This window comes from Klenkia marina (genome assembly GCF_900101025.1).
GTDB lineage: Bacteria > Actinomycetota > Actinomycetes > Mycobacteriales > Geodermatophilaceae > Klenkia > Klenkia marina.
The window spans coordinates 75,115-95,900 of record NZ_FMUH01000001.1; the positions used below are offsets into that span (position 1 = coordinate 75,115).

Sequence of the window (20,786 nt, forward strand, 5' to 3'; positions counted from 1 at the left end):
CCGAGGATCGCCTTCCGCACCGGGGCCCGACCCGTCGTCGGGCCCTCGCAGCCGGCGACGCTAGGAGCGGCCGGGGCCGCTGCCCCCGCTCTTGACGCGTCCTTGACGCCGCGCTGCACCGCCCTTGACGCCGTCCTGACGTGGGCTGCCCGGCGACCGGGCAGTGGCGGCCGGCCCACCCGGCGTGCCGGCGCGAGCCGTCGACCGCAACTGCGCAATCAGCCCGGCGGCGTCACCCCGGACGGGGGATCCTGACGCGACCTTGACGCCGCACCCGGCCACCTCGGCCCCCCGCGGGGTGATCATGGAGGGCATGGGTCGGGGAACGCTGCGCGTCTACCTGGGCGCCGCCCCCGGCGTCGGGAAGACCTTCGCCGCGCTCGGCGAGGCCCGCCGGCGCGCCGAGCGGGGTGCCGACGTCGTCGTCGGGGTCGTCGAGACCCACGGCCGCGACCGGACGGCGACCCAGCTCGAGGGCCTCGAGGTGCTCCCCCGCACCACCGTCACCCACCGCGGGGTGGCGCTGCACGAGCTCGACGTCGACGGCGTGCTGACCCGCCACCCCGAGGTGGTCGTGGTCGACGAGCTCGCGCACACCAACGCGCCCGGCTCGCGCAACGCGTACCGCTGGCAGGACGTCGAGGCGCTCGTCGCCGCCGGCATCTGCGTGATCACCACCGTGAACGTGCAGCACCTGGCCAGCCTCACCGACGTGGTCGCGCAGATCACCGGCGTCGTGCAGGGCGAGACGGTGCCCGACGAGGTGGTGCGCCGGGCCGACCAGATCGAGCTGGTGGACATGAGCCCCGAGGCGCTGCGCCGCCGCCTGGCGCACGGCAACGTCTACCCCGCCGACCGCGTCGACGCCGCGATGGGCAACTGGTTCCGCATCGGCAACCTCACCGCGCTGCGCGAGCTGGCCCTGCTCTGGCTGGCCGACCGGGTCGACGAGGGCCTGCGCCGCTACCGCGCCGAGCACGACATCGACCACGTCTGGGAGACCCGCGAGCGGGTCGTCGTCGCCCTCACCGGGGGTCCCGAGGGCGAGACGCTCATCCGGCGGGCCTCCCGCGTCGCCCGCCGGCAGGGCGAGGGCGACCTGCTGGCCGTGCACGTGCTGCGCTCCGACGGGCTCGTCGACGCCGGGTCCGCCGCGCTGCGGGCGCAGCGGGCCCTGGTCGAGTCCCTCGGCGGCAGCTACCACCAGGTGGTCGGCGACGACGTGGCCGCGGCGCTGCTGGAGTTCGCCCGAGGCGCCGACGCCACCCAGCTCGTCGTCGGCACCTCGCGGCGCAGCCGCTGGGCCCGGGCGCTGCGCGGCGGCGTCGGCGGAGCGGTGGTCGCCGGTTCCGGCGAGATCGACGTGCACATCGTCACCCACGCCGCCGCCGGCTCCCGCGGGCTGCGGCTGCCTCCCCTGACCGGGGCGCTGACCGCCCGGCGGCGCTGGGCCGGGCTGGCGCTCGCCGTCGTCGGCATCCCCGCCGTCACCGCCGTCTGCCTGGCGGCCGGCTCCGCCCTGTCGCTGGCCAGCGTGCTGCTGGTGTTCCTGCTGCTGGTGGTCGCCGTCGCCCTGGTCGGCGGGCTGTGGCCCGCGCTGGTGGCCGGCGTCGTCGGCGCCCTGGTCGAGAACTGGTTCTTCACCCAGCCCACCGGTCGCCTCACCGTGGCCCGGCTCGACGACCTGGTCGCCCTGGGGGGCTACCTCGTGGTCGCCGTCGCCGTGGCCACCGTCGTCGACCGCTCGGCGCAACGGGCCACCGTCGCCGCCCGCTCCCGCGCCGAGACGGCCCTGCTGGCCTCGCTGTCGCGCTCGGTGCTGGCCGGCAACCGCGGCCTGCCGAGCCTGCTGGAGGAGGTGCGCGAGGCCTTCGCGATGCAGTCGGTGGCCCTGGTCGAGGCCGGCGCGGTGGTCGAGTCGTGCGGCGACCCGGTCGGCGACGTCGACGCCCTCGCCGTCACCGACGACCTCACCCTGCAGCTCACCGGCCGGGCGCTGGCCCCGGGCGACCGGCGCGTGCTGGTGGCCTTCGCCGAGCAGGCCGCCCTCGCGCTGCAGCAGGGCCGGCTGGCCGCCGAGGCGCAGCAGATGTCCGCCGAGGCCGAGAAGCTGGCCGCCGGCAACAGCATGCGCACCGCCCTGCTGGCCGCGGTCAGCCACGACCTGCGCACGCCGCTGGCCGGGATCAAGGCGGCGTCGTCGGCCCTGCGCTCCAGCCAGCTCGCGCTCACCGACGCCGACCGCGCCGAGCTGGTCGAGACCGTCGACGAGTCCGCCGACCGGCTGACCGGACTGGTCGACAACCTCCTGGACATGAGCCGCCTGCAGGCCGGGGCGCTCACCCCGGTCACCGCGCCGGCCGACCTGGTCGGGGTGGTGCACCGGGCGCTGACCTGGCTGGAGGACCCCACCCGGGTCACCGTCGCCGCCCCCGACGACCTGCCCCCGGTGCTCGCCGACCCCGGCCTGCTCGAGCGCGTGGTGGCCAACCTGGTCGACAACGCCGCCAAGCACGCGCCGACCGGCCCGCTCGCGGTCACCGCCGGCCGCCTGCCCGACCGCGTCGAGCTGCGGGTGGTCGACCGCGGCCCCGGCGTCGCCGTCGCCGACCGCGAGCGGGTGTTCGCGCCGTTCCAGCGGCTCGGCGACGCCCCCGCCGGGCACGGCGTCGGGCTGGGGCTGGCCGTCGCGCGCGGGCTGACCGAGGCCATGGGCGGCACGCTGGAGGCCGAGGACACCCCCGGCGGCGGGCTGACGATGGTGCTCTCCCTCCGGGTCGCCGCGTGAGCCGCGTCCTCGTCGTCGACGACGACGTCCAGCTGCTGCGGGCGCTGCGGATCACGCTGCGGGCCGCCGGCCACGAGGTGGTCACCGCCCCCGACGGGACGACGGCGCTGCGCGAGGCCGCGGCCAGCCACCCCGACGTCGTCGTCCTGGACCTCGGCCTGCCCGACCTCGACGGCACCGAGGTGCTGGCCGGCCTGCGCCCCTGGTTCACCGGCCCGGTGCTGGTGCTCTCCGCCCGCGCCGACAGCCGTGACAAGGTGGACGCGCTCGACGCCGGCGCCGACGACTACGTGGTCAAGCCCTTCGACATGGACGAGCTGCTGGCCCGGCTGCGCGCCGCGGTGCGCCGCCGCGTGCCCGAGGGCGGCGACCCGGTCGTCATCACCGAGCACTTCACCGTCGACCTCGCCGCCCGGCAGGTGACCGTGGACGGCGTCCCGGTGCGGTTGACCCCCACCGAGTGGGCGCTGCTCAGCGAGCTGGTGCGTGCGCCGGGCCGGCTGGTCGGGCAGAAGCAGCTGCTGCAGTCGGTGTGGGGCCCGGCCTACGAGACCGAGACCAACTACCTGCGGGTCTACCTGGCGCAGCTGCGCCGCAAGCTCGAGCCCGACCCGTCCACCCCGCGGTACCTGCACACCGAACCCGGCATGGGGTACCGCTTCGTGAAGGACCCCCCTGCCCCCCGCCACTCGCAGGCTCGCAGCGGGCCCCTGCAGGAGGGCCGGACGGGCGAGGACTGAAGGCGGTGTCCCTAGAGGTCGACGCCGCGGTCGGCGAGCCACTCGACCGGGTCGACGCGCTCGCCGTCCATCCCGCCCTGGTGCACCTCGAAGTGCAGGTGCGGCCCGGTGGACTGGCCGCGGCTGCCCAGCAGGGCGATCGTCTGGCCGGCCTCGACGGTGTCGCCGGCGGAGACCTCGATCTCCTCCATGTGCCCGTACACGGTGACGTCGCCGCTCACGCCCAGGATGTAGACCGCCTGGCCGTAGCCGCTGGCCGCGCCGGCCCGGAGCACGACGCCGTCCTCGACCGCGTACTCGGGGGTGAGCATGGGGGCGGCGAGGTCGACGCCCCAGTGCATCGCGCCCCAGCGCATGCAGAAGCAGGTGGTCATGCGGGCGCCGTCGACCGGGGCGACGACCGTCGGACGGGCGGCCTCGGCCGCCGCGGCGGCCTCGGCGTCGCGGGCGGCGCGGGACGCCGCGACCTCGGCCAGCCGCTCCTGGGCCTGCGCCTCGGTGATCGCCATCTGCGGCAGCACCGCGGTCTCCTCGGCGAAGGAGGCGTACTCCGACGCCTGCAGGGCCTCGACGACCCCGGTGTCGGGGGCCGCGCCGGCCGGGGTGGGCGAGGGCAGACCGAGCACACCGGCCAGGACGCCGCCGAGGGCCAGCGCGACCAGCAGCGCCGCCGGACGGCGCCGTCCCCCGAACAGCCCGATGGTGCCCCGACCCGCCATGCCGCGTCCCCCGTCGTCGCCCGATCTCTGCGGCGCACAACGTAACGAGCCGTGACCCGGCTGTGACCCCCCGTTCGGCGCGTCGCCCGGGACACGCCGGAGAACGAATCCCATCGATGTCATTCGGGCCCGTTCGGGCCGCACGACGGAGGAGTCGGTCAGTGGTGCGGCGGGGGCGCCGGAGCCGGTGCGGGCACCGCCAGGGGCACCCCGGTGGCGTCGCGGGCGGCCGTGCGGCGGGCCAGCACCGCCACCCCGACCACCAGCCCGACGACGCCGACGACCTGGCCGGCGGTGGCCAGCGCGCCCGGCGCAAGCCGCTCGCCGTAGACCGGCGCGGCCAGCCCGACGGCGACCAGCGGCTCGAGCACCGCCATCACCGGCAGGCACTCGATGAGGGCACCGGACTGGTAGGCCCACTGCGCGAAGGTGATCGACGCGGCGCCCGAGAGCAGCAGCACGTAGAGGGTCCACGAGGTCAGCAGCTCACCCGGCGGGTGGGCGACGACGTCCTTGAGCAGCAGCCCGGTCATGCCGAACCCGAAACCGGCCCCGCAGCCCAGGGCCAACGCCTTGTGCGGAGCTCCCGGCCGGAGCGCCCAGAGCGCGGCCAGCACCATCACCCCGGCGGCGGCGGCCAGGCACACCAGCAGCGGACCCGGGCGGGCGTAGGCCCCGCCGTGGTCGGGCCGGGCCGACACCACGAACAGCCCCAGGGTCACCGCCACGACCCCCGCCGAGATCCACTGGCCCTTCTCGGGCAGCAGCCGGTCGGGGTGCCGGCGGTCCACCAGCGCACCCAGGGCCAGCGAGATGACCAGCCCGCCCGAGAGCAGCGGTTGCACCACCACCACCGGGCCGAACTTCAGCGCCGCGGCGTGCAGCAGGAAACCGCTCAGGGCCGCGGCCTGCCCGCCGATCCAGGCGCGGTTGCGCACCAGCTTGCCGACCAGCCGCAGCACCGCGCCCTGCGGCAGGTCCTGCCCGGCGACGGTGGCCGCCCGGTGCTGCACGACGGTGGAGACGGCGAACGCGCACGCCGACAGCAGGGCCAGCAGCACCGCCAGCCCCATGTTCGGCGAGGCGCCCGACGGCGGCGCGGCCGCGGCGAGCACCTGGACCCCGTTCACGGCTGCGAGCCTGCCACGGTGCGCCCGGCTGCGCGGGTCACGCGGGGACCGTGGCCGATCCGGCGTCGCGGGAACGCCGCGCGGCGAGCACGCCACCCACGACCAGCCCGGCCCCGCCGGCCAGCAGCACGGCCACCGCGGCCCGGCCCAGCAGCGTCGGCCCGGTGGTCAGCACGTGCGCGGTCCAGAGCACGTCGACGTCGGGCAGTCCCTGCACCAGCAGCAGCCACCCGGCCACCACCGCCAGCACGCCGGTGAGCCCCCCGCGCCCGCGCCGCGCGGCGCGGACGCCCAGCACCGCCACCCCGGTGACGAGCAGGGCCGGCAGCAGCGCCGACAGCACCGCACCCAGGTGCCCGCCCTGGGTGACCGCCGGAGCCGGGGTGGCCAGCGCGTGCCACAGCGACGCCGCGGCACCCAGCCCGAGCGCACCCCCCAGCGCCGCCGGCCCGCGCAGCCCGGCGAGCACGACCAGCGAGAGGAGGACGACGTAGACCGGCCACAGCAGCCAGGCCGGCGGCGGGGGCGACCAGGTGAGCTCGCCGGCCACCTCGACGTCCCGCTCGCCGTAGGTCATGGGCACGGTCCAGGCGAACACGGTGTGGTCGACCGTCGGGTCCGCGGCCACCGCCGGGGGCAGCTGGCCCTCGCTCATCCAGTGCGTGCGGTGGTCGTGCCAGGTGTACTGCGGCTGCGTGGACACCTGCACCCAGTCCGGCTCCGCCGCCGGGTCGGGGTCCGCGTCGGCCGGCAGCGGCGTGCGGCCGTACCGGTCGAGGTTGATCGTGGTGGCCGGGCTGAGCCGGTTGCGCCAGACGCCGTCGGGCCCGATGCGCAGGTAGGGCTCGCCCGAGTAGCCGGGCACCTCGAGCTCGGTGCCGGTGCTGTTGACCACCTCGAGCTCGTCGCCGAACTGCAGCACCCGCACGGTGACCCCGGGCAGGTCCGGGGTCACCGACAGCACGGCGCCGTCGAAGTCGCTGCCCGCCCGGCCGTCGCCGACGTGCGCCGACGCCGGGCCGGCCAGCGCGAGGACCCCCACCACCCCGAGCAGGACGGCGAGCAGCCGGGCGCGCAACATGCTCACTCCGCGGCGACGAGGGCCAGGTCGTGGGCGATGTCGCGCGAGGTGTTGCCGGCGTCGAAGGCCACGCTGGCCTGCCCGTCGGTGCCGTAGAGCAGCAGCAGCGACGAGTGCTGCTGGCCCATGTCCTCGGCCAGCGGTACCCCGGCGGCCAGCTGCGCGGCGTCGATCTGCGCCTGGTCACCGGTGAGCCCGACGATGGCCGGGGCCTGCCCGGTGCCGAAGCGGGCCAGGTACTCCCCCAGCACCTCGGGGTTGTCCCGCGCCGGGTCGGTGGTCACGAAGACCACGTGCGTCTTCTCCGCCACCGCCGGGTCGACCGACTGCAGCGCGATCGCGACGTCGGCCATGGTGGTCGGGCAGATGTCGGGGCAGTTGGTGTACCCGAAGAACAGCAGCGTGGGCCCGTCGGCCGTCTGCGCCGCGAAGTCGTAGGCGGCGCCGGTCTGGTCGGTGAGCGTGAACGCCGGCTTCTGGTACGGGCTCTGCAGGTACAGCCCGTCGTAGGGGTTGCTCGGGCCCGACACCGTGGCCGGCGCCTCGCCCGCGGAGTGGTCGTGGCCCCCGCCGCTGCTGTCGGCGTCGGCGGTGCCGCCGCATCCGGCCAGCAGCAGGCCCGCCGCCAGCAGGGCGGCGGCGAGGGGACGGCGTCGCGAGCTCACCCGCCCACCGTACGACGGCGTGCGCGCAGGCCGAGGGCCAGACCCGCGACACCGGCGACCAGCCCGAGCCCGCCCAGCACCAGGGCGGTCACGGCCAGCCCGTCGCCGTCGCCGGACTCGGCCGCCGACGCCGTCTGCGCGGTGTCCGTCCCGGTCGAGCCGCCGTGGTCCGAGCCGTGCGCGTCGGCCGCGCCACCGCCCTCACCGCTCAGCGAGAGCACCGGAGCGGGGTACTGGGGCTCGCCCTGGCCCTCGACGGTGGGCTCGATCCAGGCCGCCTCCGTGCCGTCGCTGTAGGTCTGCACGACGGGCAGCGTCACCTCGTCGGCGTCGGGGAAGGGCCCGCCCAGCAGCCGGAACTGCTGGAACTGCCCCGGCGCGATGCCGCCCCCGGCGTCGGCGGTGAACTGCACGACGCCGACCGCCTGGCTGATGGTGTCGCCGTCGCTCTCGACCGGCGGGTCCAGCTGCGTGGTGGTCTGGGTGATGGTCCAGCCGGCCACCGGCTCGGCCTGCACGAACGTCAGCGGGGTGTCGGTGGGCAGCTGGATGCGCAGCGACACCGTGCTGGCCGTGTCGCTCTCGTTGGGCACCCGGAAGGTCATCACGCCGTAGCCGCCGGCGGTGGCGTCGTCGGAGGACACCCGGACGTGCGCGGAGGCGATGCCGGTGCCGCCCACGAGGGCGACGGTGGTGGCCACCGCCAGGACGGCGGCGCGGCGGAGCGTGCGGGACATGGTTCTCCTCGGTCTCGGGGGTGGGGCGGGCGTCCGGCTCAGCGGACGGGGAACGTGGTGTCGGCGGTCAGGGCGGTGAACTCGTCGAGCCGCACGGTGACCGTGACGGTCCAGGTGCCGGTGGTCGGGATCGCGGCGTCGCCGATCGAGTGGCCGGGGCCGGCGGGCTGCAGGTCGACGGCCAGCGGGCCGATGCCCTGCGCGGCCTCGGTGAGCGTCACCCGCAGCTCCTGCGGCTGGGCCAGCTGCCCCTGCTCGTCGAAGAGGTAGACGTGCAGGACGTTCGGCCCGGGCCGCGCCGGGTCCAGCGAGAGCTGCACGCTGCCCTCGGTGCCGGTGGCGCTCATCAGCGGGAGGGTGACGTCGACCGGCTGGGCCAGCGCGGCCTTGGCCGGCGGGGTGCCGACGAGCACCGCCGACAGCGCCAGCACCACCGCGCCGACGGCGACCTCGAGCAGCACCGACCGGCGGAACGGGCCCACGTCGGCCACGGCGGCCCGGGTGCGCGCGGCGGCCGCGTCGTCCACCTCCTGCGCGAGGGCGTCCGACCCGTCGCCGGGCAGATCGTCGGAGGTCGCGCTGAAGGCGTGCGCGACCACGGTGCGCCGGCCCGGGCGGGGCGCCCCCAGCCGCTGCTGCACCCACACCCGGCTGACCCCGGCCACGGCCAGCACCGCCAGGACGAGCACCAGCTTGGCCACCAGCACCCAGCCGTAGGTGGTCGAGACCAGCGCCTCGGGCGAGCCGACCTCGCGGACGCTCTGCACCACGCCGGTGACCACCAGCGCCGCGACCGACCCGGCGGCCAGCCGGCTGTACCGGGGCAGGGCGGCGGCCAGCTCGTCGCCGGGCACGCCGGGGCGCAGCACGGCCGCGAGCAGCACGGCGAGCCCGCCCAGCCAGACGGTCATGGCCGCGACGTGCACCGCGGTGACCGCGACCGCCAGGCCCGGCAGCGCGCCGGCGACCGGGTGCCCGGTGGCCGCGGTGGTCAGCACGAGACCCGCGCCGAGGACGCCGCCGGCCACCAGACCGGGGGTGCCGACCGTGCCGGCGCGGAGGGGGCCGCGCAGCAGGACGGCGGCCAGCGCCCCGGCCAGCACGACCCGCACCAGCAGCGTCGCCCCGTAGGCCGAGGACGCCGTGGTGCCCAGCAGCTGCGGGTCCACCGCGCCCAGGACGCCGGTGGCCGCGGCGTAGGGGCCCTGCAGCAGGAACGACAGCACCGCCCCGCCGGCGACCGCGCCCAGCCCGCCCAGGGTCAACCGGCGGGCGCGGGGCGAGGCCCAGCCGGCCGGCCAGCACAGCACGAGGAACACCGGGACGCCCAGCCCCAGGGCGATGCCGCCGAAGCCCAGCCAGCGGGCCACGGGCAGCAGCGTGCCGACCACCAGGTCGACGTCGCTGCCGGCCTCCACCTCGGTGGTGGGCACCAGCTCGCCGTCGCCGACGACGAACGCGTAGGCCCCGGAGACGGGGTGCGAGTCGGCCGAGACGACCCGCCAGGTGACGACGTAGCTGGCGTCGGGGAGGTCCGCGCGCAGCGGGATGGTGAGCAGGTCGTCGGTGACCGAGGCCGCCCCGGTGTCCACCCGGTCGCCGTCGGCCCCCAGCACCCGGGCGTACCCGGCCCCCAGCGACACCGACTCGTCGAACTCGACCGTCACCTCGTCGGGCGCGGCCTCCAGCCGGGCGCCGTCCGAGGGGGACGACGTCACGACGGTGGCGTGCGCGCTGGCCGGGCCGGCCGTGCCGAGCAGAACGGCCATCCCGGCCAGCAGCACCAGCACGAACCGGGCGGGGAGGGACCGCCTCACGCGAGCACCCGCACGCCGGCCGCCGCCCGCCCGGCCCGCGGCCGGCGTCCCCGCCAGGCCTGGGCCGCCGTCAGCAGCAACCCGACGACGAGCAGCAGGTGACCGACGACGCGGTCGGCGTGCACGTGCCCGGCCTCCAGGTCCCCGACCGTGGTCACGGTCAGCACCACGGTGAACGTGAGCAGGAAGGGCAGGGCACCCGCGGCCAGCCGGGGCAGCGCTGCGCAGGCCAGGAAGGCGGCGGCCAGGCCCAGGTTCCAGGCGCCGGTCTCGTGCGCCATGTGGACCGGGGCGCTCATCGCCCCGGCTCCGTGCAGCAGCGAGGGCGTGGCCAGGCCGATCTGCCCCACCCCGACGGCCAGCAGGGCCAACCGCAGGGCAGTGGAGACCAGTCGCGCACGGGCGGCGGCCGCGGCCCCCGGCAGGCGCGCGGGCAGGGCTGCCAGCACGGCCGCGGTCAGGTCGGGCACCGCCGGGGCGGGGGCCAGCCGGGCGCGCCGCGTGACCGAGGCGGCGGCGGACTCCCAGGACGCGCAGGCCGGGCACCCGGCCAGGTGCTCGGCGAGCGCGGCGGCCGGGACCGGGGAACCCTCGCCGTCCATCCGGGCCGAGGCCGCCTCGCGGAAGCGATCGCAGTGCATGGTGGGGTGGTCGCCGCCCGGGCCCGCGTGGTTCCCGGCGGGTCCGGGAGATCCGGTATGGGCTGGCTCACAGGTCACACTGGAGGGCGTGAGCGAACCCGTCGACGAGCTGGCCCGGGTCGCCGCGGCCGCCGCCACGGGGGACCCGGTCGCCGCCGCCGCGTTCGTGCGGGCGACCCAGACCGACGTCTGGCGGCTGTGCGCGCACCTCGGCGACCGGCAGTCGGCCGACGACCTCACCCAGGAGACCTACCTGCGGGCCTTCGGGTCGCTGCACCGCTTCGCCGGCCGCTCCACGGTGCGCACGTGGTTGCTGTCGATCGCCCGGCGCACCTGCGCCGACGCCATCCGCTCGCGGAAGCGGCGCCGGATGACCCTGGTCGGCGACGACGAGCTGCTCGAGCGCCCCGAGACCGCCGACCGGGTGGCCGAGGGCGCCGCGGTCGACGACCTGCTCGCCCGGCTGCACCCCGACCGCCGCGAGGCCTTCGTGCTCACCCAGCTCATGGGGCTGCCCTACGCCGAGGCGGCCGAGGTGGCCGGCGTGCCGGTGGGCACGATCCGCTCCCGCGTCGCCCGGGCCCGCGCCGACCTCGTCGACGCCCTCGACGAACGCACCGACGAACGCACCGACGGCGGCACCGGGGAGACCCGCGCCGCCAGATGACGGGCGGGTGAACGGTTGGTGGAGGCAAGGGGGGCCTAGGCTCCCCGCGTGCCCTTCAGCCTCACGCCCAAGGACTCGAGCTTCTACGAGATGTTCACCGCCTCGGCGCGCAACCTCGTCGAGGCCACCGCCGTCCTCGGGGACTTCGTGCACGACCACACCCGGCGCGACGAGCTGGCCAGCAAGCTGCGCGACCTAGAGCACGCCGGCGACGACGCCACGCACGCGGTCTTCCGGCAGCTGAACTCCAGCTTCGTCACCCCGTTCGACCGCGAGGACATCTACAACCTGGCCAGCGACCTCGACGACGTCATGGACGCCATCGAGGCCGCCGCCGACCTCGTCGTCCTCACCGGGCTGGGCACCCTGCCCGCCGAGATGGGCCAGCAGGTGGCCCTGCTGCAGCGCTGCGCCCAGGTCACCGCCGACGCCATGCCGCGGCTGAAGGCCATGAAGGGGCTCTCGGACTACTGGATCGAGGTCAACAGCCTGGAGAACGAGGCCGACAAGCTCTACCGCCGGCTGCTGTCCCGGCTGTACTCCGGGGAGTTCGACGCGCTGGAGATCCTCAAGCTCAAGGAGGTGGCCGACCAGCTCGAGGAGGCCGCCGACGCCTTCGAGCACGTGGCCAACGTCGTCGAGACCATCGCGGTCAAGGAGTCCTGACCCCGCCGTGGACGGGCTCTTCCTGGCGATGGTCGTCATCGTCGTCGTCGCGCTGGCCTTCGACTACACCAACGGCTTCCACGACGCGGCGAACTCGATCGCCGTCGCCGTCTCCACCAAGGCGCTGACCCCCAAGGTCGCCCTGGCGCTGGCGGCCGTGATGAACCTGGTCGGGGCGCTGATCTCCACCGAGGTGGCCAAGACCGTCGGCGCCGGGATCATCGACACCCCCAGCGGCTCCGGCGGGCTGCAGATCGTGTTCGCCGCGCTCATGGGCGCGATCACCTGGAACCTCATCACCTGGTACTTCGGGCTGCCCAGTTCGTCCTCGCACGCCCTCATCGGCGGGCTGGTCGGCGCCGCGCTGGCCGCCGTCCACTCGGTGCAGTGGGCCGGCATCGTCGAGAAGGTCGTCATCCCGATGGTGCTCTCGCCGCTGGTCGGGTTCGGGCTGGGCTACCTGTTCATGCTGGCCATCCTGTGGTCCTTCCGCGGCGCCAACGTCACCCGGGCCAACCGCGGTTTCCGGTACGCCCAGATCGTCAGCTCGGCGACGATGGCGCTGGGCCACGGCCTGCAGGACGCCCAGAAGACGATGGGCATCATCACCCTCGCGCTGGTCACCTCCGGCCAGATCGACACCTTCGAGGTGCCGCTGTGGGTGGTCATCGCCGCGGCCCTGGCAATCAGCGCCGGCACCTACGCCGGCGGGTTCCGCATCATGCGCACCCTGGGCCGCCGGATCATCCAGCTCACCCCGGCCGGCGGCTTCTCCGCGCAGACGGTGGCCTCGACGGTCATGGTCACCACGGCGACGGTGTTCGCCGTCCCGGTGTCGACCACCCACATCACCACCACCTCCATCATGGGTGTCGGCGCGACCCGCCGGTTGTCGGCGGTGCGCTGGGGCGTGGCCGGGAACATCGTCGTGGCGTGGGTGTTGACGCTGCCGGCCGCGGGCACCGTGGCCGCGGGCGTCTACTGGCTGACGCACGCCGTCGTCGGCTGAACCGGAGGCTCCCCGTGGCCGGTCTGCAGCTGGGCACGGCGCCGGCCCGGTGGACGCTGCTGGCCACCGTCCTCGCCTCGGCGATGGCCTTCCTGGACGCCACGGCGGTCAACGTCGCCCTGCCCACCATCGGCCGCGAGCTCGACGCGTCGCTGTCGGGCCTGCAGTGGACGGTCACCGGCTACACCCTCGCGCTGGCCGCGCTCGTGCTGCTCGGCGGCGCCCTCGGTGACCGGTTCGGACGGCGTCGCGTCTTCGTCGTCGGCGTCGTGTGGTTCGCGGCAGCCTCGCTGCTGTGCGGCCTGGCCCCCTCGACCGGCCTGCTGGTCGCCGCCCGCGCGCTGCAGGGCGTCGGCGGGGCGCTGCTGGTGCCCGGCTCGCTGGCGATCATCCAGTCCTCGTTCGCGGCGGCCGACCGGGCCCGGGCGATCGGGCTGTGGTCGGGGCTGGGCGGCATCGCGGGGCTGGGCGGGCCCTTCCTGGCCGGCTTCCTGGTCGACACGGTGAGCTGGCGGTGGGTGTTCCTGCTGAACGTGCCGCTGGCGGTGGCCGTCGTCCTGGTGTCGGCGCGGCACGTGCCCGAGAGCCGGGACGCCGCCCACCACGGCCGCTTCGACGTCGCCGGCGCCGCGCTGGCCGCCCTCGCCCTGGGCGGCACCACCTACGCCCTCATCGACGCCGGCCGCGGACCGGGCACCTGGGTCGCGCTGGCCGCGGGGCTGGCCGGCGCCGTCGGGTTCGTGCTGCGCGAGCGCTCCGCGCCCGACCCGATGCTGCCGCTGGGCGTCTTCGCCGACCGGCAGTTCACCGGCGCGAACCTGACCACCCTGGCGGTGTACGGCGCACTCGGGGGCTTCTCGTTCTTCCTGGTGCTGCAGCTGCAGACCGTGCTCGGCTACGACGCACTGGCCGCCGGCGCCGCGTCGGTGCCCTCGATCCTGCTCATCTCGCTGCTGTCCTCCCGCGCCGGCGCACTCGCCACCCGCATCGGCCCACGCATCCCCATGACGGTCGGCCCACTGGTCGCCTCCTCCGGCGTCCTGCTGCTGTCCTTCGTCGACGACGGCTCGCGGTGGGCCACCGGGGTGCTGCCGGGCACGGTGCTGTTCGGGCTGGGCATGGCCCTCACCGTGGCACCGCTGACCGCCACCGTGCTGGGCGCCGCCCCCGACCACCTCGCCGGGGTGGCCAGCGGGGTGAACAACGCCGTCGCCCGCGCTGCGCAGCTGCTCGCGGTGGCCGCGCTGCCCCTCCTGGTGGGTCTCGGCGGAGACGACTACGCCCGCCCCGACACGTTCACCGACGGCTACGCGCTGGCGATGCAGCTGTGCGCCGGGCTCATCGCTACGGGCGGCCTGGTGTCGCTGGTGACCATCCGGGACGACGTCCTGGAGCCCGATCCCACCTGACGGGACGCACCATGCCCCGTTTGTTCATCGACCTGGTAGACATTGGCCTCGTGCCGACGTCCTGCCTGCTCCCGGGAGACCTCCTGGTGAGCCGCATCCACGTCGACCTCGGGCGCGTCACCACCGCCGGCTGTCCGGCCCGCTGACCACCCCCAGGGCTCTGCTGCCCTGACCCCGGCGCGGGTGCGCGGCCGGGGCGGACCCCTTCGCCACTCCCCCTCCCTGGAGCACCGCTGTGCGCACCCTCATCCTCTTCGCCCTCGTGGGCCTGGGCGCCCAACTGGTCGACGGCAGCCTCGGCATGGGCTACGGCGTCACCTCGACGACGCTGCTGCTGGCCGTCGGCGCGAGCCCGGCCGCAGCCTCGGCCACCGCCCACCTGGCCGAGATCGGCACCAACCTCGCCTCGGGCGTCTCGCACTGGCGATTCGGCAACGTCGACTGGAAGGTGGTCTGGAAGGTCGGTGTGCCCGGCGCGGTCGGCGCCGCCGCCGGTGCCACCTTCCTGTCCTCGCTGGACACCTCGGTCGCCGCGCCGCTGATGAACACGATCCTGCTGGCCCTGGGCCTCTACGTGCTCGTCCGTTTCACCCTCCGCGGCCTCAACCGGCAGAACCTCGGCAAGCCGATGCGCCGCCGCTTCCTCTTCCCGCTCGGCCTGTTCGCCGGCTTCATCGACGCCACCGGCGGCGGCGGCTGGGGCCCGGTCGGCACCCCGGCCATCCTGGCCAGCGGCCGCATGGAGCCCCGCAAGGTGATCGGCTCGATCGACACCTCCGAGTTCCTGGTCTCGGCCTCCGCCTCGGTGGCCTTCCTGCTGGCGCTCGGCTCGCAGGGGATCGAGCTGGTCTGGGTGCTCGGCCTGCTCGCCGGCGGGTTGGTCGCGGCCCCGATCGCCGCCTGGCTGGTGCGGCACGTGCCGCCGCGGCTGCTCGGCTCCGCGGTCGGCGGGATCATCGTGTTCACCAACACCCGGTCGCTGTTCAACGCCTTCGAGGTCGCCGACGCCGTCCGCTGGCCGGTCTACGCGGTCATCGTGGTCGTCTGGGTCGGCGCGGTGGTCTGGTCGTGGAAGCAGTACCGGGCCGACACCGAGGCCGAGTCCGTCGAGGCCGCCCAGCGCCTGGAGGCCGAGCGCCGCGAGGAGCTCGTCCGCCGCCTGTCGCAGGAGGACGGCGTCCCCGCCGGTCGCCCCCAGGCCCCCCGCGACTGAGCCCCCTCCCCCGCACGACCCGGTGATCATGGGGTCGTCGCCGGCGACTCGCCGTCGACCGGCGCGCCCCCGAGCGACAACCCCATGATCACGTCCGGGGCAGGGCCAGCAGGCGGGCCTCCAGGTCGGGCGGGAGGCCGGGGAGGTCGTCGCCGCCGGGTGCGCCCGCGGCCTGGAGCCACGCCCAGGTGTCAGCCACCGTGTCGCGCAGCGGGCGGCTGGGCAGGCCGAGCTCGCGGGCGCGGGTGGTGTCGACGTCCCAGGCGGTGCGGGCCGTGTCGGCCGGCAGCCACAGCGGCAGGTGGACCCACGGCTGCACGCCGGCCGCGAGCAGGTCGTCCTCGGGGACGACGACCCACTCCGCGTCGCCGCCGGTGACCTCCCGGCAGGTGTCCAGCAGGCCGCCGAGGGTGGTCATCCCGGCCGGCCCCGTGGCGTTGACCGGACCGGACACCTGCCCGCACGCCGCCACCAGCCAGCCGGCCAGGTCGCGGGCGTCGACCAGCGCCATCGGCTGGGCCAGGGCGTCGGGGACGACGACCGGGCCACCGGCGGCGATCCGCAGCAGCCACCAGCCCAGCCGGTGCACCCGGTCGTGCGGCCCCACCACGAGGCCGGCGCGCGCGGTGAGGAGCCGGTCGCCGAGGGCTGCGCCGAGCACCCGCTCGGCGTGCGCCTTGGCCGGCCCGTACTCGTCGTCGTCGGTGTCCCACGTGGGGTCGTGCTCGCTGCGCACCGGCCCGGGCGGCCAGTCCCGGTAGGCGTTCAGGCTGGACACGAACGCGTAGCCGGCCGGGTCCAGCACCGCGGCGTGCTCACCGGCGGCCCGGGTGCGGCACGAGGTGTCGACGACCAGCTCGGGCGCCCAGGCCAGCACGTCGCCGGGCAGCGGCTGCTCCCGGTCGCCCCGGAACGCCCGGACGCCGTCGGGCGGGTCCCCGGACACCCCGCGGGTCAGGGTGGCGACGTCGTGGCCGGCGGCCAGCGCCGCGTCGACGACGTGCCGGCCGAGGAAGTGAGTACCGCCGAGCACCAGGACCCGCATGACCCCACCCTCGGGTCGGTGGCCGGCCGGCGTCCAGCCGGTTCGCCGAGAGCCGATGCATTGCGCGCGACCGACCGGGTAGGGGCTCCTCCGACGTGCACCCCACCAGGAAGAGGTCCGGCATGCCGGTCATGGCCATCATCGGAGCAGGACGCGGGCTGGGCGCGGAGACCGCCCGCCGGTTCGGCAGGGAGGGCTACGACATCGCGTTGATCGCCCGCAACCAGCAGCGGGTCACCGACCTGGCGCAGGAGCTGTCGGGCGAGGGCATCACCGCCGGCGGGTTCGTCGCCGACGTCCGCGACCCCGACTCGATCACCCACACCCTCGACACCGCCGCCCAGGCGATGGGGCCGGTCGAGGTGCTGCAGTACAGCCCGCTGCCGGACAAGACGTTCCTGCGCCCGGTGCTGGAGACCACCGCGGCCGACCTCGTCGGCCCGGTGGAGTTCTCGGTCTACGGGCCGGTCGCCGCCGTCCGGCAGGTGCTGCCGGGCATGCGGTACCTGCCCGACGGCGCACGGCCCTCGATCCTGTTCGTCAACGGCGGGTCGGCGGTCGTGCCCAACTCCGGCGTCGCCGGCACCAGCATCGCCTTCGCCGGGCTGACCGCCTACGCGCAGATGCTGCACGAGGTGCTCGCCGACGAGGGCATCCACGTCGCCCAGCTGGTCATCCCGGGCGCGATGGTCGACGGCGACCCGGTGAAGGGCCCCGACGTGATGGCCGGCCACCTGTGGGGCCTGCACACCGGGCGCAGCGACTTCCGCCACCAGGTCGAGGGCTCGGACTAGGGGAAGGACCCCGTCGCCCCCCGGATCACGCTGCGCGCGACCCGGGACCCTGCGACGGGGCCACGAGAGCTGCACGATCCAACTCGGCCCCGTCGTCGGTGGGGCGGGCGGCGCCGCGCACGGTCGGCGTCCGCTCCCCCGCCTCGACGGCGACCGGGAGCCGGTTCTCCGCCGGCGGGGTCGGGCAGGTGGCCAGGTCGGTGTAGGCGCAGGGCAGGTTGACCGCGCGGTTGAGGTCGACCTGCACGCTGCCGTCGGCGGCGGGCACCAGGTCCAGCGAGCGGAACGGGTAGGTGGTGTCACCGGACGTGGCGTCGGAGAACAGCACCATGACCGCCCCGTCGCCGTGCCCGGGGAAGGCGCGCAGCGCGTACGGGGTGCCGTCGAGGGTGAACTCCACGGTGCCCGGGGCGTCGTAGACGTGCTCGACCCCCTCCAGCACACCGGGGACAGCGGTCGGCCGCGGCGCGTCGAAGGCCACGAACCGGCCGGGCACCGACCACCGCGGGTCGGCCGGGAAGGCCGGCGTCCCGGGGTGGGCGGCGAGCAGGGGCGAGCGCGGGTCGCGCACCCGGACGACGTACCGCCCGCCGCGCTCGGCCACCTCGACGGCGACGTCGCCGTCGTGCAGCAGCCGGCTCTCGCGCAGACCGAGCTCACCGACGACGTGCTCCCCGGTCACCCGGGTGCCCTCGACGACCAGCTCGTCCCCGTCGGCCAGCTCGACGACCACGCCGCGGGAGTCGGCCCACCAACGACCGGGTGAGCCCGGGGCGGCTACCGGGTGCTCGCCGAGCCAGGTCAGCGAGGTGACGGCGAGGAAGCCGTGCGGGTGGGTGAGCTGCTGCTCGCGGATGCGGTGCCAGGCGGCCCACTCGTCGGCGAAGGTCTGCGGCACGGTGCTGGTCATGCCCGGCACAACGACGCCGGGCCGCGCGGTAGTCCTCAGCCCGCGGTCTGCACCGGGATCTCGCCGGTGCGCAGCGCCGGGTGCTTCCCGGCGGCGGTCAGCACCGCGCGGGCGGTCAGCGCCGCGCCGGGGTGGGCGGCCATGCGCAGCGCGCGGGCGCTGAACAGCGCCTCGGTGCCCGGCGGGACGACGAGCAGTTCGAGGTGCTGGGCGTCGGGGCCGCAGGTCAGCGAGACCAGCTGCGGGTCACCGGTGGCGAACCCGCCGACCCGCACCAGCCGGTCGCCGACGGCGAGCTTGCGCGGGACGGCGTGCCAGGTGGCGAAGGGGTAGGTGAAGCGGGTGACCTGCACCCCGCGGCGCTCGAGCGCGGCGACCAGCTCGGGCAGCTCGACCGCGAGGTCGGTCGAGCGGGGCCACCACGCGCCGTGCAGGCCGGGGCCCGCGTCGGTGCGCAGGCTGACCCGCACGTCGATGCCTCCGCGGAAACCCGGGAGCTCCTGCTCCCCGATCCACGCCGCCCGGTCGGCCACCGGCACCACACCCCTTGCTCCCCCGGGACCACCGGCCCCGCTCATCCACGCTAGGCCCGCCCGCACGGGACCTCCTACGGACACGCCACGTCCCATCCGCCCCATCACCCCCACGGGGAGCCGTCACGCGCTGTGACCACGCGGCTGCGATGGCCTCCGCTGAACCACCGTCATACGACGCTGAGGCACCACTCCCGGCCGGAAGTGGTACCTCAGCGTCGAACGACGGCCCGCGTGGGCCGCTGATGGTCGGTTACTCGCCGACCTTGGGCTTCTTGTTGCGCTGGCGGCCGCGGACGGTCTGGTCCAGCTCGACCTTGCGGATGCGGACGACCGTCGGGGTGACCTCGACGCACTCGTCCTCGGCGCAGAACTCCAGCGCCTGCTCCAGGTTGAGCACGCGCGGCGGGATCAGCCGCTCGAGCTCCTCGGAGGTGGACTTGCGCATGTTGGTGAGCTTCTTCTCCTTGGTGATGTTCACGTCCATGTCGTCGGGACGCGAGTTCTCACCGACCACCATGCCCTCGTACACCTCGGTGCCGGGCTCGACCATCATCTGGCCGCGCTCCTGCAGCGAGAACATCGAGTAGGTGGTGGCCACGCCGGAGCGGTCGGCCACCAGGGAACCGGTGGGCCGCGCGCGCATCTCGCCCAGCCACGGCTCGTAGCCCTCGAGCACGTGGTTGAACACGCCGGTGCCGCGGGTCTCGGTGAGGAACTCGGTGCGGAACCCGATGAGGCCGCGCGAGGGGGCGATGTACTCCATGCGCGCCCAGCCGGTGTCGTGGTGCACCAGGTTCTCCAGCCGGCCCTTGCGGATGGCCAGCGCCTGGGTCAGCGTGCCGACGTACTCGCCGGGGGTGTCGATGGTGACGCGCTCGACCGGCTCGTGCAGCTTGCCGTCGATGGTCTTGGTGACCACCTGCGGGCGGCCGACGGTCAGCTCGAAGTCCTCGCGGCGCAGCTGCTCGACGAGGATGGCCAGGGCGAGCTCGCCGCGGCCCTGCATCTCCCAGGTGTCGGGGCGCTCGGTGGGCAGCATGCGCACCGAGACGTTGCCGACCAGCTCCTGGTCGAGGCGGTTCTTGATCAGGCGGGCGGTGACCTTCTTGCCCGACTTGCCCGAGATCGGCGAGGTGTTGATGCCCATCGTGATCGAGATCGAGGGCTCGTCGACGGTCAGCGCCGGCAGCGGGCGCGGGTCGTCGGGGTCGGCCAGGGTGTCGCCGATGCCGATGTCCTCGATGCCGGCGATGGCGACCAGGTCGCCGGGGCCGGCGCTCTCGGCCGGCACGCGGGTGAGGCCCTCGGTCGACAGCAGCTCGGTGATCTTGACCTTGGTGATGGTGCCGTCGACCTTGCACCAGGCCACCTGCTGGCCGCGCTTCATCTCACCGGAGTGGATGCGCAGCAGCGCGAGGCGGCCGAGGAACGGGGAGGCGTCGAGGTTGGTGACCTGCGCGCGCAGCGGCTCCTCGGCGTCGTACTCGGGGGCCGGGATGGTCTCCAGCAGGGTCTTGACCAACGGGCCGAGGTCGGGGCTGTCGGGCACCGTGCCGTTCTCGGGCTTGGTGAGCGAGGCCTGGCCGGTGCGGCCGTTGCAGTAGACGATCGGGAACTCGAGCGACTCGGCGGGCAGGCCGGCGTCCTCGAGGAGCTCCATGAAGAGCTCGTAGCACTCGTCGACGACCTCCTCGATGCGGGCGTCGCCACGGTCGGTCTTGTTCACCGCGAGGATGACCGGCATCCCCTTGCCGAGGGCCTTGCGCAGCACGAAGCGGGTCTGCGGCAGCGGGCCCTCGGAGGCGTCGACGAGGAGCACGACGCCGTCGACCATCGACAGGCCGCGCTCGACCTCACCGCCGAAGTCGGCGTGGCCGGGGGTGTCGACGATGTTGACCACGACGGGGTTGCCCTCGTCGTCGGCCAGCCGGATGGCGGTGTTCTTGGCGAGGATGGTGATGCCGCGCTCGCGCTCGAGGTCCATGGAGTCCATGACCCGGTCCTGCGTCGTGTCGTTGTCGGTGCCTTCGCCCTTGGCGCGGCCGAGGGCGCCGGCCTGCCGGAGCAGGGCGTCGACCAGGGTCGTCTTGCCGTGGTCGACGTGGGCGACGATCGCCACGTTGCGCAGGTCGTTGCGGGTGGGCATGGGGGAACGGCACCTCAGGAGCTCGGGAGTGCGCAGCGCTGCACGCCGCGGGGTCGCCGTCCGGCGACCCTCC

At 75.3% G+C, this 20,786-nt stretch carries 19 protein-coding genes; 8 read left to right on the forward strand and 11 right to left on the reverse strand.

Translation table 11 applies throughout. From position 1 onward, the window contains the following. Positions 1–313 precede the first annotated feature (313 nt). Positions 314–2,788 carry an ATP-binding protein gene (locus tag BLP29_RS00385; RefSeq protein WP_243469589.1) on the forward strand — a complete coding sequence of 825 codons (2,475 nt, stop codon included), beginning with the start codon at positions 314–316 and terminating at the stop codon, positions 2,786–2,788. Next, positions 2,785–3,528, forward strand: coding sequence for a response regulator (locus BLP29_RS00390; protein ID WP_092798800.1), 744 nt, complete (start codon positions 2,785–2,787; stop codon positions 3,526–3,528). Before BLP29_RS00385 ends, BLP29_RS00390 begins: the two co-directional genes overlap by 4 nt. 11 nt (positions 3,529–3,539) lie before the next feature. Here the strand turns inward: BLP29_RS00390 and BLP29_RS00395 are convergent, their stop codons facing one another. From BLP29_RS00395 to BLP29_RS00425, 7 genes are all read right to left on the reverse strand, one after another. Next, entirely contained in the window at positions 3,540–4,247 is a 708-nt protein-coding gene (locus BLP29_RS00395; RefSeq protein ID WP_092798801.1) for a M23 family metallopeptidase, read from the reverse strand. A gap of 158 nt (positions 4,248–4,405) precedes the next feature. After that, positions 4,406–5,377 (reverse strand): DMT family transporter, encoded by a 972-nt coding sequence (locus tag BLP29_RS00400; protein ID WP_092798802.1) that lies wholly within the window; start codon positions 5,375–5,377, stop codon positions 4,406–4,408. A gap of 37 nt (positions 5,378–5,414) precedes the next feature. Then, entirely contained in the window at positions 5,415–6,458 is a 1,044-nt protein-coding gene (locus BLP29_RS00405; protein ID WP_092798803.1) for a hypothetical protein, read from the reverse strand. Between the two features lie 2 nt (positions 6,459–6,460). Next, positions 6,461–7,123, reverse strand: coding sequence for an SCO family protein (locus BLP29_RS00410; RefSeq protein ID WP_092798804.1), 663 nt, complete (start codon positions 7,121–7,123; stop codon positions 6,461–6,463). After that, positions 7,120–7,860 (reverse strand): YcnI family copper-binding membrane protein, encoded by a 741-nt coding sequence (locus BLP29_RS00415; RefSeq protein ID WP_092798805.1) that lies wholly within the window; start codon positions 7,858–7,860, stop codon positions 7,120–7,122. Before BLP29_RS00415 ends, BLP29_RS00410 begins: the two co-directional genes overlap by 4 nt. 38 nt (positions 7,861–7,898) lie before the next feature. Then, positions 7,899–9,677 (reverse strand): copper resistance CopC/CopD family protein, encoded by a 1,779-nt coding sequence (locus tag BLP29_RS00420; RefSeq protein ID WP_243469701.1) that lies wholly within the window; start codon positions 9,675–9,677, stop codon positions 7,899–7,901. Next, the gene (locus tag BLP29_RS00425; RefSeq protein ID WP_092798806.1) at positions 9,674–10,318 is read right to left on the reverse strand and encodes a zf-HC2 domain-containing protein; all 645 of its coding nucleotides are present in this window, start codon (positions 10,316–10,318) and stop codon (positions 9,674–9,676) included. Before BLP29_RS00425 ends, BLP29_RS00420 begins: the two co-directional genes overlap by 4 nt. A gap of 88 nt (positions 10,319–10,406) precedes the next feature. Between BLP29_RS00425 and BLP29_RS00430 the strand changes: the two genes are divergently transcribed. The 5 genes from BLP29_RS00430 to BLP29_RS00450 all read left to right on the forward strand — a co-directional run bounded on the left by BLP29_RS00430 (position 10,407) and on the right by BLP29_RS00450 (position 15,282). Beyond that, positions 10,407–10,985 carry a sigma-70 family RNA polymerase sigma factor gene (locus BLP29_RS00430; protein ID WP_243469590.1) on the forward strand — a complete coding sequence of 193 codons (579 nt, stop codon included), beginning with the start codon at positions 10,407–10,409 and terminating at the stop codon, positions 10,983–10,985. Between the two features lie 48 nt (positions 10,986–11,033). Then, on the forward strand, positions 11,034–11,651 hold the full coding sequence (locus tag BLP29_RS00435) for a DUF47 domain-containing protein (RefSeq protein ID WP_092798808.1): 618 nt from the start codon (positions 11,034–11,036) through the stop codon (positions 11,649–11,651). Positions 11,652–11,658: 7 nt separating this feature from the next. Further along, positions 11,659–12,660, forward strand: a complete 1,002-nt coding sequence (locus tag BLP29_RS00440; protein ID WP_279385425.1) for an inorganic phosphate transporter — start codon at positions 11,659–11,661, stop codon at positions 12,658–12,660. 14 nt (positions 12,661–12,674) lie between these two features. Further along, entirely contained in the window at positions 12,675–14,069 is a 1,395-nt protein-coding gene (locus tag BLP29_RS00445) for an MFS transporter (protein WP_092798809.1), read from the forward strand. Between the two features lie 235 nt (positions 14,070–14,304). Next, entirely contained in the window at positions 14,305–15,282 is a 978-nt protein-coding gene (locus BLP29_RS00450) for a sulfite exporter TauE/SafE family protein (RefSeq protein ID WP_092798810.1), read from the forward strand. A gap of 88 nt (positions 15,283–15,370) precedes the next feature. On the opposite strand, the gene BLP29_RS00455 is transcribed toward BLP29_RS00450, so the two are convergent. Further along, positions 15,371–16,327, reverse strand: coding sequence for a Rossmann-fold NAD(P)-binding domain-containing protein (locus tag BLP29_RS00455; protein ID WP_092798811.1), 957 nt, complete (start codon positions 16,325–16,327; stop codon positions 15,371–15,373). A gap of 122 nt (positions 16,328–16,449) precedes the next feature. Here BLP29_RS00455 and BLP29_RS00460 point away from each other — a divergent pair, with 122 nt between their 5' ends. Then, complete coding sequence (locus BLP29_RS00460; RefSeq protein WP_092798812.1) at positions 16,450–17,121, forward strand: SDR family NAD(P)-dependent oxidoreductase; 672 nt, start codon at positions 16,450–16,452, stop codon at positions 17,119–17,121. Between the two features lie 25 nt (positions 17,122–17,146). On the opposite strand, the gene BLP29_RS00465 is transcribed toward BLP29_RS00460, so the two are convergent. The 3 genes from BLP29_RS00465 to typA form a co-directional block, all read right to left on the reverse strand. Next, the gene (locus BLP29_RS00465) at positions 17,147–18,031 is read right to left on the reverse strand and encodes a DUF1684 domain-containing protein (protein WP_092798813.1); all 885 of its coding nucleotides are present in this window, start codon (positions 18,029–18,031) and stop codon (positions 17,147–17,149) included. Between the two features lie 35 nt (positions 18,032–18,066). After that, entirely contained in the window at positions 18,067–18,564 is a 498-nt protein-coding gene (locus BLP29_RS00470; RefSeq protein WP_133378927.1) for a DUF5994 family protein, read from the reverse strand. A 253-nt stretch (positions 18,565–18,817) separates the two neighbouring features. Beyond that, complete coding sequence (gene typA, locus BLP29_RS00475) at positions 18,818–20,713, reverse strand: translational GTPase TypA (RefSeq protein WP_092798815.1); 1,896 nt, start codon at positions 20,711–20,713, stop codon at positions 18,818–18,820. Between the last annotated feature and the right edge of the window lie 73 nt (positions 20,714–20,786).

Bases quoted from the DNA above. Each gene is read 5' to 3' on its own strand.
- BLP29_RS00425 (WP_092798806.1), bottom strand. From the start codon at position 10,318: ATGCACTGCGATCGCTTCCGCGAGGCGGCCTCGGCCCGGATGGACGGC.
- BLP29_RS00455 (WP_092798811.1), bottom strand. From the start codon at position 16,327: ATGCGGGTCCTGGTGCTCGGCGGTACTCACTTCCTCGGCCGGCACGTC.
- BLP29_RS00405 (WP_092798803.1), bottom strand. From the start codon at position 6,458: ATGTTGCGCGCCCGGCTGCTCGCCGTCCTGCTCGGGGTGGTGGGGGTC.
- BLP29_RS00460 (WP_092798812.1), top strand. From the start codon at position 16,450: ATGCCGGTCATGGCCATCATCGGAGCAGGACGCGGGCTGGGCGCGGAG.
- BLP29_RS00395 (WP_092798801.1), bottom strand. From the start codon at position 4,247: ATGGCGGGTCGGGGCACCATCGGGCTGTTCGGGGGACGGCGCCGTCCG.
- BLP29_RS00385 (WP_243469589.1), top strand. From the start codon at position 314: ATGGGTCGGGGAACGCTGCGCGTCTACCTGGGCGCCGCCCCCGGCGTC.
- typA (WP_092798815.1), bottom strand. From the start codon at position 20,713: ATGCCCACCCGCAACGACCTGCGCAACGTGGCGATCGTCGCCCACGTC.
- BLP29_RS00465 (WP_092798813.1), bottom strand. From the start codon at position 18,031: ATGACCAGCACCGTGCCGCAGACCTTCGCCGACGAGTGGGCCGCCTGG.
- BLP29_RS00415 (WP_092798805.1), bottom strand. From the start codon at position 7,860: ATGTCCCGCACGCTCCGCCGCGCCGCCGTCCTGGCGGTGGCCACCACC.